This window comes from Kitasatospora sp. NPDC032121 (genome assembly GCF_055580145.1).
In genome coordinates this window covers 174,341-187,412 of the sequence record NZ_JBVILX010000009.1, presented here as the reverse complement: position 1 = coordinate 187,412, position 13,072 = coordinate 174,341, and the positions used below count along the sequence as shown (strand labels likewise).

The 13,072-nt window shown below is 76.7% G+C and carries 7 protein-coding genes; 5 read left to right on the top strand and 2 right to left on the bottom strand.

Going from position 1 to position 13,072, the window contains the following annotated elements; genetic code table 11:
• Positions 1-223 precede the first annotated feature (223 nt).
• The 5 genes from ACZ5OX_RS23100 to ACZ5OX_RS23080 all read left to right on the top strand — a co-directional run bounded on the left by ACZ5OX_RS23100 (position 224) and on the right by ACZ5OX_RS23080 (position 11,132).
• Positions 224-3,325: a non-ribosomal peptide synthetase gene (locus ACZ5OX_RS23100; protein WP_465632538.1), complete on the top strand. Its 3,102-nt coding sequence runs from the start codon at positions 224-226 to the stop codon at positions 3,323-3,325.
• Positions 3,322-4,497, top strand: a complete 1,176-nt coding sequence (locus tag ACZ5OX_RS23095) for an acyl-CoA dehydrogenase family protein (protein WP_465632536.1) — start codon at positions 3,322-3,324, stop codon at positions 4,495-4,497. Before ACZ5OX_RS23100 ends, ACZ5OX_RS23095 begins: the two co-directional genes overlap by 4 nt.
• Positions 4,498-4,532: 35 nt before the next feature.
• A complete protein-coding gene (locus tag ACZ5OX_RS23090; protein WP_465632534.1) occupies positions 4,533-6,392 on the top strand; it encodes an AMP-binding protein in 1,860 nt (619 codons plus the stop codon).
• A 70-nt stretch (positions 6,393-6,462) separates the two neighbouring features.
• Positions 6,463-8,301: a non-ribosomal peptide synthetase gene (locus ACZ5OX_RS23085; protein ID WP_465632532.1), complete on the top strand. Its 1,839-nt coding sequence runs from the start codon at positions 6,463-6,465 to the stop codon at positions 8,299-8,301.
• Positions 8,298-11,132: a condensation domain-containing protein gene (locus ACZ5OX_RS23080; RefSeq protein WP_465632530.1), complete on the top strand. Its 2,835-nt coding sequence runs from the start codon at positions 8,298-8,300 to the stop codon at positions 11,130-11,132. Before ACZ5OX_RS23085 ends, ACZ5OX_RS23080 begins: the two co-directional genes overlap by 4 nt.
• A 92-nt stretch (positions 11,133-11,224) precedes the next feature.
• Here the strand turns inward: ACZ5OX_RS23080 and ACZ5OX_RS23075 are convergent, their stop codons facing one another.
• Together ACZ5OX_RS23075 and ACZ5OX_RS23070 are read right to left on the bottom strand one after the other, a co-directional pair.
• On the bottom strand, positions 11,225-11,701 hold the full coding sequence (locus ACZ5OX_RS23075; protein WP_465632528.1) for a hypothetical protein: 477 nt from the start codon (positions 11,699-11,701) through the stop codon (positions 11,225-11,227).
• Positions 11,702-11,788: 87 nt separating this feature from the next.
• Positions 11,789-13,051, bottom strand: coding sequence for a vWA domain-containing protein (locus ACZ5OX_RS23070; RefSeq protein ID WP_465632526.1), 1,263 nt, complete (start codon positions 13,049-13,051; stop codon positions 11,789-11,791).
• Positions 13,052-13,072: the final 21 nt, after the last annotated feature.

Sequence of the window (13,072 nt, the reverse complement as noted above, 5' to 3'; positions counted from 1 at the left end):
GCTGTCGGCCCACCCCGCGGGCCCCGAACTCCCACACCGGACCCACCACATCGGATCCACCACGCCCGCCCGCGCGCGTCCTGCACGCCGCCGGACGGGATCCCCGGGCCCCGGGCCGCACCTCACCCAGGTGCGGCCCGGCCCACCGGCCGACGCGGGAACACCCCACGCCCGCTTCCGGCCACAGCAGTGCCGACACGCCCACCACACAAGGGAATCGACCATGTTCGCACTCACGCCGTCGCAAGAGATCGTCTGGCTGCACGAACAGATGCTGCCGGGCAGCCGCGCCTACAACTTCACCGCCGTCCTCGACCTGTGGGGCACCCTCGACCGGGACGCGCTGCACACCGGCCTCGCCGCCGTGCTGGCCCAGCACCCCGGCCTGCGGCTGGAGTTGGTGCCCAGCCCGGAGGGCCTGCCCGGCCAGCGGGTCGCCGAGGACTGTGAACCGGAGCTGCGCCAGAGCGACTTCGGCACCGAGCAGGACCCGGAGGCCGCCTTCCGCCGGCTGCTCGCCGCCGAGGCCGAGGAGCCGTTGGACACCGGGCGGGCACCGGTGCTGCGCTGGCACCTGGTCCGGCTCGCCGAGGACCACCACCGGCTGATCCACGTCGAGCACCACCTCGTCCACGACGGCCACTCCTTCGCGATCCTGCTGCGCGACCTGTTCACCGTCTACCGCGCCACCGTCCTCGGCGAGCCGTACGAGCTGCCCGTCGCCCCCTCGTACGAGGACCACGCCCGCGCCGCCGCCGACCTCCCCCGCGACCGCGGACTCGACTTCTGGACCAGGGAGCTGGCCGACGCGCCGCGCGAGGTCACGCTGCCCGGGCTGGCCCGGCCGCGCGCCGAACGGCGCCACCGCGGCGGCCAGTTGCGCCAGTCGATCGGCGCCGACCTGGCCGAGCGGCTGCGCGAGCGCAGCAAGGCGGACGGCCACACCCCGTTCAGCACCCTGCTCGCCCTGTTCGCCGAACTGCTGCGCCGGCACAGCGGCCACCGCGAGCTGGTGATCGGCACCGCCGTCGGCAACCGGCCGGAGGGCTTCGAGGGCACCGTCGGCATGTTCGTCAACACCGTCCCGCTGCGCCTGCGGCTGGACCCGACGGCCCCCGGCACCGAGGCCGTCGACGAGGTGACCGACGTCCTGCTGCGCGCGCTGCCGTACCAGGACCTTCCGGTCCAGGAGCTGACCCGCCGGCTCGGACTGCACACCACCGGCGCCGACAACCCGCTGTTCAACGTGATGTTCAGCGCGCACGACGCGGCCCTGCCCGACGTCCAGGCACCCGGCCTGGAGGTCTCGCTGTACGAGGGCTTCAACACCGGTACCACCCGCTTCGACCTCGACCTGGTGCTGCTGCCCGACGACCGCCGGGTGGTCGGCGAGAAGCACGGCGCCGCCGGGATGACCCTGGTCTGGGACTACGACGCCGACCTGTTCCGCGAGTCCGACGCGGTGCTGCTCTCCGAGCGACTGCTGGAGCTGCTGCGCTGCTACCTGGACCGCCCGCAGGCGCCGATCGCCGACCTGGACCCCGCGCCCGAGGCCGCGCAGGCCACCCCGGTCGCCCCGATCGCCCTGGCCGCCCTCGACCCGGCTTCCGCTCACGACCCGGCCTCGCTCGCCCTGATGGCCGGCACCGAGCGGATCAGCTACGGCGAACTCGACCGAAGGGTCGCCGAGTTGGTCGAGCGGCTGCGCGCCGCCGGGGTCGCGCCGGGCCAGCCGGTGGCCGCCGTGCTGCCGCGCGGCGCCGACAGCGTGGTCGCCCTGCTCGCCTGCCTGCGCCACGGCGCCGTCTACGCGCCGCTGTCCACCGAGGACCCGGCCGCCCGGCTCGGCCTGCTGCTGGAGCGGCTGAACCCGGCACTCGTCCTCGCCACCCGGCAGAGCGCGCTCGCGCTGCCCGCCGAGGGCTTCACCCCGGCGCTGCTGGACGGCCCGGCGTTCCCGAAGGCCGAGCCCGCCGCCGTCCTGGACGGCGCCGCCTACCTGATCCACACCTCCGGCTCCACCGGCGTGCCCAAGCCCGTCCAGGTCGGCCGCGGGGCCCTCGCCGGGTACGTCGCCGCGATCGTCGACCGCTACGAACTCACCTCCGCCGACCGGGTGCTGCTGTTCGCCCGGCCGTCCTTCGACGTGGCCCTGGAGGAGGTGCTGCCCGCCCTCGCGGCCGGCGCCGCCCTCGTCGTGCCGCAGCGCGAGGTGCCCACCGGCCCCGAGCTGGTGGCCGTACTGGCCGCCCGCGGCGTCACCGTCGCCAACCTGCCGACCAGCTACCTGCTCGCCGTCCGCGAGGACCTGCGCGAGGCGCTGGGCGACGGCCGCTGGACGCCCCGGCTGCTGGTGCTCGGCGGCGAGCGGCTGCCCGCCCGGGCCCTGGCCGGTCTGACCGAGGCCACCACCGTGCTGAACGCCTACGGCGTCACCGAGGCCACCGTCACCTCCACCGTGTACGAGGTCACCGCCGCCGACGTCGCCGAGGACGGTGAGATCCCGCTCGGGGCCGAACTCGGCGGCGTGCTGGTCCACGTCCTGGACGACACCCTGCGCCCGCTCGCCCCCGGCTGCGTCGGCGAACTCGTCGTCGGCGGCGCCATGGTGGCAGACGGCTACCTGGGCCTGCCGGAGCCGACCGCGGCCCGCTTCGTGACCGTCCCCGCGCTCGGCGACGCCCGCGTCTACCGCACCGGCGACCGCGGCTTCCGCGACCTGGACGGCCGGCTGCGCTTCCTCGGCCGCGCCGACAACCAGGTCAAGCTGCGCGGCCACCGGATCGAGCTGGAGGAGATCGAGGCCGCCGCCTCCGCCGAACTCGGCGGCCGCTCCTGCGCGGTGCTGCTGCACACCGACCCGCGGACCGGCCCCCGCCTGGTCGGCTTCCTGGAGGGCTCCGACCGCCCCGACCAGGCCGCCCTGCACGAGGCGCTGGCCCGCCGGCTGCCCGGCGGACTCGTCCCGGCGAGCTGGACGGCCGTCGCCGCGATGCCGACCCTGCCCGGCGGCAAGCCCGACCGGGCCGCCCTCGCCCGACTGGCGGACGAGGCCCAGGACGCCCCCGAGGCGGGGGACAGCGCGCCGAGCGAGTTCACCGACCCCGGCCAGCGGCTGATCGCCGCCGCCTGGCGCGAGGTGCTCGGCCACGACCGCTTCACCGCGGACTCGCACTTCTTCGAGGTCGGCGGCCACTCGCTGCTCGCCGCCCAGCTCGCCGCCCAGCTGGAGCCGCACCTCGGCAGCCGCCCGCCGTTGCGCACCCTGTTCCGCCACGCCGTGCTGGCCGACCAGGCCAAGGCCCTCACCGGAGGTGTCAAGTGAGCTCCCCCTCCGCCGTCCTGGAAGACGGCCACCGCGAACTCGTCGAGGCCTTCGAGAGCTTCGTGCGCCGCGAACTCGTCCCGCTGGCCGCCGAGTTGCCCGAGACCGCCGACCAGGTCCCGGCCGACCTGCGGAGCTACGTCCGCAAGCGCTCCGCCGCCCTCGGCTTCTACGCGGGCGACTACCCCGAGGAACTCGGCGGCGCCGGCATGCCGTTCACCGCCGTCGTCCTGCTGCACCACGCCGCCGGGCGCAGCGGCTGCGTGCTCGCCCCGTACGCGCTGGCCGGCGCCGACGGGCCCAGCCCGCTGCTGCGGCACGGCACCCCCGAACAGGTCGAGCGCCACCTGGTCCCGCTGGTGCGCGGCGAGCAGACCCGCTGCCTCGCCCTCACCGAGCCGAACGCCGGCTCCGACGCGTTCCGCCTCGCCACCACCGCCGTGCGCACCGGCGACGGCTGGGTGCTCAACGGCCGCAAGACCTTCGTCAGCAACGCCGAGCACGCCGGGATCGCGCTGGTCGTCGCCGCCACCGACCTCGGGGACGGCGCCGGGCCCACGAGCGGCGCCACCGCCTTCGTGCTGCCGATGGACCAGCCCGGACTGCGGCTCGGCCAGCGGTACGAGGGCATGTCCGGCGAGCCGCTGTCCGAGCTGCTGCTGGACGGGGTCACCGTCGGCCCGGAGGCCGTCATCGGCGGCGAGGAGGGCGTCGGCGCGGCCACCGCCCTCGCCATCGACAGCCTCTCGCGCGGTCGGCTGGTGGTCGCCGCGATGTGCAACGGCATCGCCGAGCACGCGCTGCGGATCGGTGTCGAGTACGCCAAGGACCGGCGCGCGTTCGGCCGGGTGATCGGCGAGTACCAGCACGTCCAGGAGCACCTGGTCGCCACCCGGGCCGAGGTCGAGGCCTCCAAGCTGCTCACCCTCGCCTGCGCCCGGCTGGTCGACGAGGGCACCGAGTCGCCCGAGAACGCGGCACTCGCCAAGCTCACCGCCTCCGAGACCGCCGTGCGCGCGGTGGACCGCTCGCTCCAGGTGCACGGGGCCACCGGCTGGGTGCGCGGGCACCCGCTGGAGTTCCTGTACCGCTACGTCCGGATGACCACGATCATCGAGGGGACCTCGGAGGTCCAGAAGGTGATCATCGCCCGCTCGATGGGCCTGAACTGACGACTCGTCACCTACGTTGCGTCACCTTCCTGGAGATGATGATGGAACACCTTGACACCACCGAGGCCCCGAGCACCAAGGCCCCGAGCACCGAGGGCCCGAGCACCGAGGGCCTGAGCATCGCCTACGGCCGTCCGCACCAGGACGGCGCGGTGCTCGACCTGTTCACCACCTGGGTGCACCGCACCCCCGACGCCCCCGCCCTGATCGACGGCGAGCAGGTCCACAGCTACGCCGAACTCGACCGCCTCGCCGACACCGTGGCCGAGGCGCTGCGCGGCAGGGTCGGCCCGGGCGACCTGCTCGGCGTCTGCCTCGGCCACTCGGTCTCGCTGGTCGCCGTCACCCTGGCCGCCGCCAAGCTCGGCGCCGTCCACCTGCCGCTCGGCCCGCGCCCCGGCGAGCGCCGGCTTCGCGCCGTCGCCGAGCAGCTCCGCCCGGCCTGCCTGGTCGGCGAGCCGGACCTGCTGCCGCCCGGCGGCGAGCGGCTGCCGCTGGACCTGCCCACCCCCGGTGTGGTGGCCGCCCTGAACTCCGGCGAGCAGGTACGCGTCCCGGGTGGCACCCACTACGCGGTGCTCACCTCCGGCTCCACCGGAACCCCGAAGGCCGTCGCCGTCACCGAGCCCGCGCTCGGCGCGCTGCTCCAGTGGTACCGCGGGCTGACCGGCCTCGGCCCCGGGGAGCGGCACAGCCTGCTGATCGGCGTCGCCTTCGACCCGCACGTGCAGGAACTGTGGGCCGGCCTCACCTCCGGCGCGGCCCTGGTCGTCGCCCCCGAGGCGGTCCGCTGGGACACCGGCGCGCTCACCGACTGGTGGCGCGAGGCCGGCGTCACCGCGTCCATCCTGCCCACCCCGCTGGCCGAGCCCGTCCTCGGCCGGCCCTGGCCCGCCGGCCTGGCGCTGCGCCACCTGGTGATCGGCGGCGACCGGCTGCGCCTGGCCCCCGGGCCGGACGTCACCGCGACCGTCCACAACGCCTACGGGCCCGCCGAGGCCACCGTCACCACCACCACCCACACCATGGCCCCCGGCGGCGACCACGGCGCCGGCGCCCCGCCGATCGGCCTGCCGATCGACGGCGCCGTCCTCCTGGTCACCGACGAGGACGGCCGGCCGGTGCCGCGCGGCACGGCCGGCGAGCTGCGGATCGGCGGCCGAGGCCTGGCCGCCGGGTACCTCGACCCCGAGCTGACCGCCCGCCGCTTCGTCGACGCGCCCGCCGGCGTGGTCGGCACCGACCGGGTCTACCGCACCGGTGACCGGGTGGTCATGCGACCGGACGGCGTGCTGGAGTTCCACGGCCGCCTGGACGACCAGGTCAAGGTCAGCGGCGTGCGGATCGAACCCGCCGAGGTCGAGGCCGCCTTCGAACGCGACCCGAAGGTGCGGCGGGCGGTCGTCGCCGCCGAGCAGGCGCCGACCGGCGGGGCGCGGCTGCTCGCCTTCGTCCAGGCCGAGGACGGCGCCGACCCCGCGGCGCTGCTCGACGCCGTCCGCCCCTGGCTGCCCGAGCAAGCCGTGCCCTCCGCCGTCCGGCTGGTGGAGCGCTTCCCGCTGGACGCCAACGGCAAGGTGGACCGCCAGGCCCTGCTGGCCGACGCGCCGGCGGCGGGCCGGGACGAGACGGCCCCGAGCGAGGAGGGGAGCACCCCGGTCGAGCGCACCGTGCTCAAGCTCTGCCGCGAGCTGATCGGCCGTGGCGACCTCGGACCGCAGGACAACTTCCTGGCCGCGGGCGGCAACTCGCTCGCCGCGGCGAGACTGCTGGAGGCCCTGGAGAACGAGTACGGCGTCCGGCTGCGCGCCCCCCTGGTGCTGCGCCAGCCGGACCTGCGGGCCGTCGCCCGACTGGTCGAGGAGCGGGTGGCCGAGCTGACCACCACCGCCTGACCCGCCCGAACCTCCTCAGCGCGGCGCCCCGGCCCACCCGGCCGGGGCGCCCGGAAGGGAACCACCACCCATGACCACCACGACCTCGCCCGCCTCGGCCTCGGCCCCCGCGAACCCGTCCGGCCTGAGCGCCGCGACCCTGCCCGCGCTGCCCGTGCCCGCACTGATCGCCCGGCAGGCCGGACTGCGGCCCGACGCGCTCGCCGTGACCGACGGCTCCACCGTCCTGACCTACCGCGAACTCGTCGACGCCGCAGGCCGGTTGGCCGCCGTCCTGGCCGCCCGGGGGATCGGCCCCGGCAGCGCCGTCGGCCTGCTGTGCGCCCACTCGACCCGGCTCGTCGTCGCCCAGCTCGCCGTCTGGCGGGCCGGCGCGCTCGTCGTCCCGATCGACCCCTCCTACCCGCGCCCCCGGATCGCCGAGATGACCGCCGACGCGGACGTCCGGCTCGTCCTCGGAGACAAGGCCCTGCTCGCCGAGGCCGGGCTCCCCGAGGAGCGCACCCTCGTGCTGACCGAGCGCGGCACCGAGGCCACCGACGGCACGGCACCCGACGCCGCCGACCCGGCCGCGCCCGCCCTGCTCTACTACACCTCCGGCTCCACCGGCCGCCCCAAGGGCGTCCTCGTCCCGCACGGCGCCGTCACCGACCTGGTCACCGCCGAGGACACCGTCGCCCTCGGCCCGCGCGACCGGATGCTCCTCCACTCCACCGTCTCCTTCGACGCCGCCACCTTCGAGCTGTGGACCCCGCTCGCCCGCGGCGCCGCCGTGGCCGTCTCCCCGACCGAGCGGCCCAGCGCCGAGGACCTCGTCCGCGACGTCGAGCGCTTCGGCGTCACCGCCGTCTTCCTCACCACCGCGCTCTTCCACCATCTGGCCGCCCGGCGGTCCCGCGTCTTCGGCGTGCTGCGCACCGTCGTCGTCGGCGGCGAGGCGATCTCCGCCGAGCACGCGGGCGCCGTGCTGCGGGCCTTCCCCTGGCTCGAACTGGTCAACGGGTACGGGCCGACCGAGGCCACCACCTTCACCACCCTGCACTGGATCACCCGCGCCGACTGCGCCGGCTCCGTCCCGATCGGCCGGACCTTCGGCGGCGCCCGCGCCCACGTCCTGGACGAGCAGCTCGCGCCGGTGGCGCCGGGCGCCGTCGGCGAGCTGTGGATCGCCGGCGACCGGCTGGCCCTCGGCTACCTCGACCGGCCGGAGCTGACCGCCGAGCGCTTCCGCGAACTGCCGGGCATCGGACGCGCCTACCGCAGCGGCGACCGGGTCCGCCGACTGCCGGACGGCTCCCTGGAGTACCACGGGCGCACCGACGACCAGGTCAAGGTGCGCGGCTTCCGGATCGAACCCGGCGAGGTCGAGCACGCGCTGCTCCAGCTGCCCGAGGTCGCCGAGGCGGCCGTCGTGGTCCGCCGGGCCGGGCAGGCCGACGCCGCGCTCACCGCCTGCCTGGTGCTCGCCGAGGGCGCCCGCCCGGCCGTCGAGACGCTGCGCGCCCGCCTCGCCGAGCAGCTGCCCGCCCACCTGGTGCCCACCGCCTGGACCGTACTCGCCGCGCTGCCGCTGACCGGCAGCGGAAAGGTGGACCGGCGGGCGCTGGCCGCCGACGGTCCGGCCGAGGCGCAGCCGTCCGCCGGGGCCGAACTCGGCCCGATCCAGCAGGTCGTCGCCGAGGCGTGGAGCCGGGCCCTGGAACGCCCGATCACCGACCCGGCCGCCGACTTCCTCGCCGAGGGCGGGCACTCGCTGCTCGCCATGTGGGTGGTGGACGACCTGCGCGAGGACCTCGGGGTCGAGCTGTCGCTCGCCGACTTCCTCGCCCATCCGACCGTCGCCGCCCAGGCCGAGCTGCTGGAACGCGCCCTGCTGGCCGCCGACGACACCCCCGGAGCCGACCGATGAGCACCGTCGACCAGACCGACCTGCTGCGCCGTGCCCGCGGCCGCCGCGCCGCCGCCACGCCCGCCGCCGCGCCCGCCCGCCCCGTCGCGGCCGGTGACCAGGCCCCCCTCTCACACGCCCAGCAGCGGATGTGGCTGATGGACCACCTCGGCCAGGGCGGCGCCCTCTACAACGTGCCGGTCGCCACCCGGCTGCGCGGCCCGCTCGACCGGGCGGCCCTCGCCACCGCGCTCACCGGCCTGACCGAGCGGCACGCCGTGCTGCGCACCCGCTACCCGCGCCGGGGCGACCAGCCGTACCAGCAGGTCGACCCGGTCACCCCGGTGCCGCTTCCGGTGCTGGACGCCACCGGACCGGAGCAGCTCGCCGCCGAGGCCGCCCGGCCGTTCGACCTCGCCACCGGGCCCGTGCTGCGCGCCGTGCTCCTGCGGCACGGGCCCGAGGACCACACGCTCCTACTGACGATCCATCACATCGCCATCGACGGTGGAGCGTTGCGGTTCGTCGCGGAGGACCTCGCCGAGCTGTACCGTGCCGCGCGCGACGGCGTGCCGGACCGGCTTGCGGCCCCGGCCCCGTCGTACGCCGACTACGCCCGCCAGGAGCGCGCCCGGGACGCCGAGTTGACGGCCGCCGCCGACACCCTCGCGGCCGGGCTGTCCGGGGCGCGCCCCCTGTCGCTGCTGCGGCCCGTCCCGCCCGGCGCCCGCGAGCGCCGCGCCGTGCTGCACACCGCGCCGCTGGAGCCGGCGGTGGTGGAGGAGCTGCGCGTCCTCGGCGCGCGGCACGGCGCCACGCTGTTCACCGTCGTGCTGGCCGCCGCGTTCGCCGCACTGCACATCGCCTCCGGGCAGGACGACCTCGTCCTCGGCTGCGCCAGCGGCCACCGCGGGCGGCCCGAGTTCCGCCGGACCGTCGGACTCGCGGTCAACACCCTCGCCGTGCGGGCGGATCCGTCCGGGGACCCGTCGTTCGCCGAACTGCTCGGCCTGGTCCGCGCCGCCCTGCTCGACGCGCAGCAGCACCACGAGGTGCCCCTCGACCTGGTGGTCGAGCGGCTCGGCGCGGCCGCGCGCGGCGCGGACGGCACCCCGCTGCTCTCGGTCAGCTGCGACCTCGTCCAGGGCGTCGACCCGCTGGTGCTGCCCGGCCTCGACGCCGAGAACGTGGAACTCGACCTGGGGCTGGCCAAGTTCGGCCTCACCCTGCTGGTGGAGGACGGCCCGGAGCCGCGCTGCCTGCTGCAGCACGACGGGGACGCGCTGGACCAGGACACCGCCGCCCGGCTGCTCGACGCCTTCGCGGCGCTGCTCACCGCCGTGGCCGGTGACCCGCGGCGGCGGCTGTCCGAGCTGCCCGGAGAGCGGTTGACGGTCGCCGAACACCCGGTCGTGGAAGCCCTGTCGGCCCATCCCGCGGTGGTCGAGGCGGCCGTGGTCGACAACCCCGACGGCCCGCCGCTCGCCTACGCGGTGGTGCGCGGTCCGGTCGTCCCGAGCGGGACCGACCTGCGGGCCGCCCTGCGCGGACGCCTCCCGGCCGGCGAACTGCCGCTCGCCGTCACCCTGGTGGACCGGTTGCCCCGCCACCCCGACGGCACCCCCGACCGCGACCGGCTGCCCGGCGCCGCGCCGCTGCCCGACCCGGCTGCGCCGTCCGACCAGGCTCCGCCGCAGGAAGGCCCGCTGGACGTCGTACGGCAGGCGTTCGGCGAACTCCTCGGCACCACCGCGCCCGCCGACGGCGACTTCTTCGCCCTCGGCGGCCACTCCCTGGTCGCCGTCCAGCTCGCCGAACGCCTGCGCACCCGCACCGGGCTGCCGCTCACCGGCCTCGACATCCTGGAACAGCGCACCCCCCGTGCCCTCGCCGCCCTGCTCGCCACCCGCGCCGACGAGCGCAGCGCCGCCCTCGCCCGGGCCGGCGCCCGCCCGCGGACCACCGGCGCCCGCACCGGCACCGTCCTGCTCACCGGCGCCACCGGCGGGGTCGGCGCGGCCGTGCTCCAGGAACTGATGGCCCAGGGCCGGCCGGTCCGGGTGCTGGTCCGGCCCGAGTCCGCGCACCTGCCCGCACTGAACGGCGCCGAGGTGGCGGAGGGCGACCTCGGGGACCTCGACAGCCTGCGCCGGGCCGTCGAGGGCGTGGACGCCGTCATCCACTCCGCCTGCACCTTCACCGAGCACGCCACCGACCTCGCCGCGATGCGCGCCCTGGTGGACGGCTGGCGGGGCGGCCCGTTCGTCTTCGTCAGCAGCATCGACGCGTACGGCCGCCCGGCGGGCACCGAAGTCGCCGAGGGCGGACCGAGCGGCGCTCCCGTCACCCCGTACGGGCAGGCCAAGCTGGACTGCGAGCGGATCCTCTTCGAGGCCGCCGCCACCGGCCGCGGCCAGGCCACCGCCGTCCGCGCGCCGATCGTCTGGGGCCCGCACCACCGCCTGCGCGACCAGCTCCGCTGGGGTGCCACCGGTCCGCTCTACCAGGCCGCCCTGGCCGGCCTGCCGATCGCGGTGCCGCCCGCCGACGCGTGGTACGGCGCCTCGTGGGTGCACTCCGCCGCCCTGGCCCGCGCCCTCACCGCCTGCCTCACCCCGGACCACCCCGCCGCCGGCCGGGTCGTCAACGCGGTGAGCGGGCACGTCTCCTGGGCCGACTTCACCACCGAACTGGTCCGCCTGCTCGGCTCCGACAGCCCCGTCGCCGCCACCCCCAGCGCCGAGGAGGAACTCCACCGCCCCTGGCACTACCGGGCGGACACCCTGGCCGGCCCCCTCGCCCCCGAGCCCGGCGAGGACTGGCGCGACGTTCTGGCGGCCATGGTCCGCTGAGCGCCCGCCCCGGGCGGAGGGGCCGGCGGCCGGCCCCTCCGCCCATCGCCGGCCTCTCCGCCCGCGGTTGGTCCCTCCGGCGGCAACGCCCGCTACCGGCGGCGCCGCAGGCGGGAGGCCGCGATGTTGCGGGTGCGCCGGGTACGGCCGCGCTCGGCGAGGAGGCCCAGGACCCGCCGGGACGAGGACTCCTCGGCGAGGCGCGCCTGGAGCCAGGTGTCCGCCTCGGACACCTGCTCCTCCTCCCACGGCTCGTCCAGGGTGATCGCCCGCAGCAGCGCCCAGTCCCGCAGGCGCCGGACGGCGAAGGGGTCGGCCGCCGTGGCGTCGGCCAACTCCCGTTGCCAGGCCGGGAAGCCCGGTTCCGTCAGCAGCTCCGCCGCCCGCCGGTCCAGGTACTCGCAGACCGTGCAGCTCGCCATCGAGCGCTCCGGGTCGGTCAGCACCCGGGCCGCGAGGCCGGCCGCGTCCTCGGGCGCCACCTCCGCGAAGGCCCTGCGGTACCGCGCGAACCGTACGTGCTCGTCCGGCTCGAAGCCTTCCGCGCCGGCCGCCGCCGTCGGCGTCACCGAGCTGTCCCCTTCCGTCGCCGCCCCGGCCAGGGGCCCATGTCCGTCACCTGCCCGATCCTCGCACGGCCGCGACCGGACGCTCGCTCAGCCGATGGTCACCACCCGCGCCCACTGCGGTGGAGCGCTCGGCCGGTACTCCGCCCGGTTCTCGTTGTACCGGATCGGCCTCGGGAAGAGCCCGACCACCGTGCGGCAGGCCGGGGCGGCGAAGGGCCACGGGGTCTGGCCGTCGGTCAGGACCACCAACACGTCCGGGCGGGGATGACCGCGCAGGGCGGCGTCGAAGCCGGTGCGCAGGTCGGTGCCGCCCCCGCCGATCAGCGGGATGCCCTCGGCCCGGCAGAGCTGGTGGACGGCCTGGGCGGCCGCGTCGCAGGGGACGACGGTGACCTGGTCGCGGCGGCCGCCGACGGCCCGGCCGATCGCCGCGACCTCCAGCAGCGCGCTGCCCAGTTCGTCGTCCGAGACCGAGCCGGAGGTGTCGATGATCACCGAGACCCGGGGCGGGCGCCGCCGCAGGCTCGGCAGCAGCACGCCCGGCACCCCGGCCGAGCGGCGGGCGGGGCGGCCGTAGCTGTAGTCCTCGCCCGCTCCCGCGCCGGACACCGCCGAGCGCACCGCCGCGCCCAGCAGCTGCCGCCACGGCTGCGGCGGGTGGAACGCCTCCTCGGCCCAGCGCTTCCAGCCCGCCGGGGCGGTGCCGGGGCGGCCCCGGATGCCCTCGGCGACCCGGAAGCGCACCGCGTCGCGCTCCTGGGCGGTGAGCCCGTGACCGCCGTCGGGGCCGAGGTCCCACGGGCGGTCCAGGCCGTCGGCGCCACTGCCGCACTCCAGCCAGGCCGCCTCCAGGTGGCCCGGGTGGGAGCGGTACCGGCGTACGTACTCCTCCATGAGCAGCCCCTCCGGCAGCTGGAGCATCTCCGCCCTGATGGCGCCGGCCGGACTGGTCAGACCCTCGCCGTACACGTCGTCGTTGATCTCGCAGTCGGCGGCGATGTTCATCCGCAGCCGGGCGGCCGGGCCCTCCAGGCCGAGTTCCCGGGCGAGCCGGTCGCCGCGCCCGTGGTGGTCGCGCAGCAGGTGCGAGACCTCGTGCACCCAGACGCCGGCCAGCTGGTCCACCGGGGTGCGGGCGACGAAGGCCGGCGAGGCGTAGCAGCGCCAGTACCGGTCCACGGCCATGGTCGGCACCTGCCGGGACTCCACCAGGTGGAGGGCGAACAGCGCCGTCGCCAGGTAGGGGCGGACCCTGGCGGCGTACAGCCGGGCGGCGTACAGCTTCTCCAGGTCCAGCGGCGGGGACGGCGCGTTCGCGGTGCCGCCGGGGCTTTTCGTCGCAGCGCTCATCGGCGCGCCGCCCGTCGTGCG

Coding starts and splice junctions, on each gene's coding strand:
- ACZ5OX_RS23100 (WP_465632538.1), top strand. CDS start 224: ATGTTCGCACTCACGCCGTCGCAAGAGATCGTCTGGCTGCACGAACAG.
- ACZ5OX_RS23090 (WP_465632534.1), top strand. CDS start 4,533: ATGATGATGGAACACCTTGACACCACCGAGGCCCCGAGCACCAAGGCC.
- ACZ5OX_RS23085 (WP_465632532.1), top strand. CDS start 6,463: ATGACCACCACGACCTCGCCCGCCTCGGCCTCGGCCCCCGCGAACCCG.
- ACZ5OX_RS23080 (WP_465632530.1), top strand. CDS start 8,298: ATGAGCACCGTCGACCAGACCGACCTGCTGCGCCGTGCCCGCGGCCGC.
- ACZ5OX_RS23070 (WP_465632526.1), bottom strand. CDS start 13,051: ATGAGCGCTGCGACGAAAAGCCCCGGCGGCACCGCGAACGCGCCGTCC.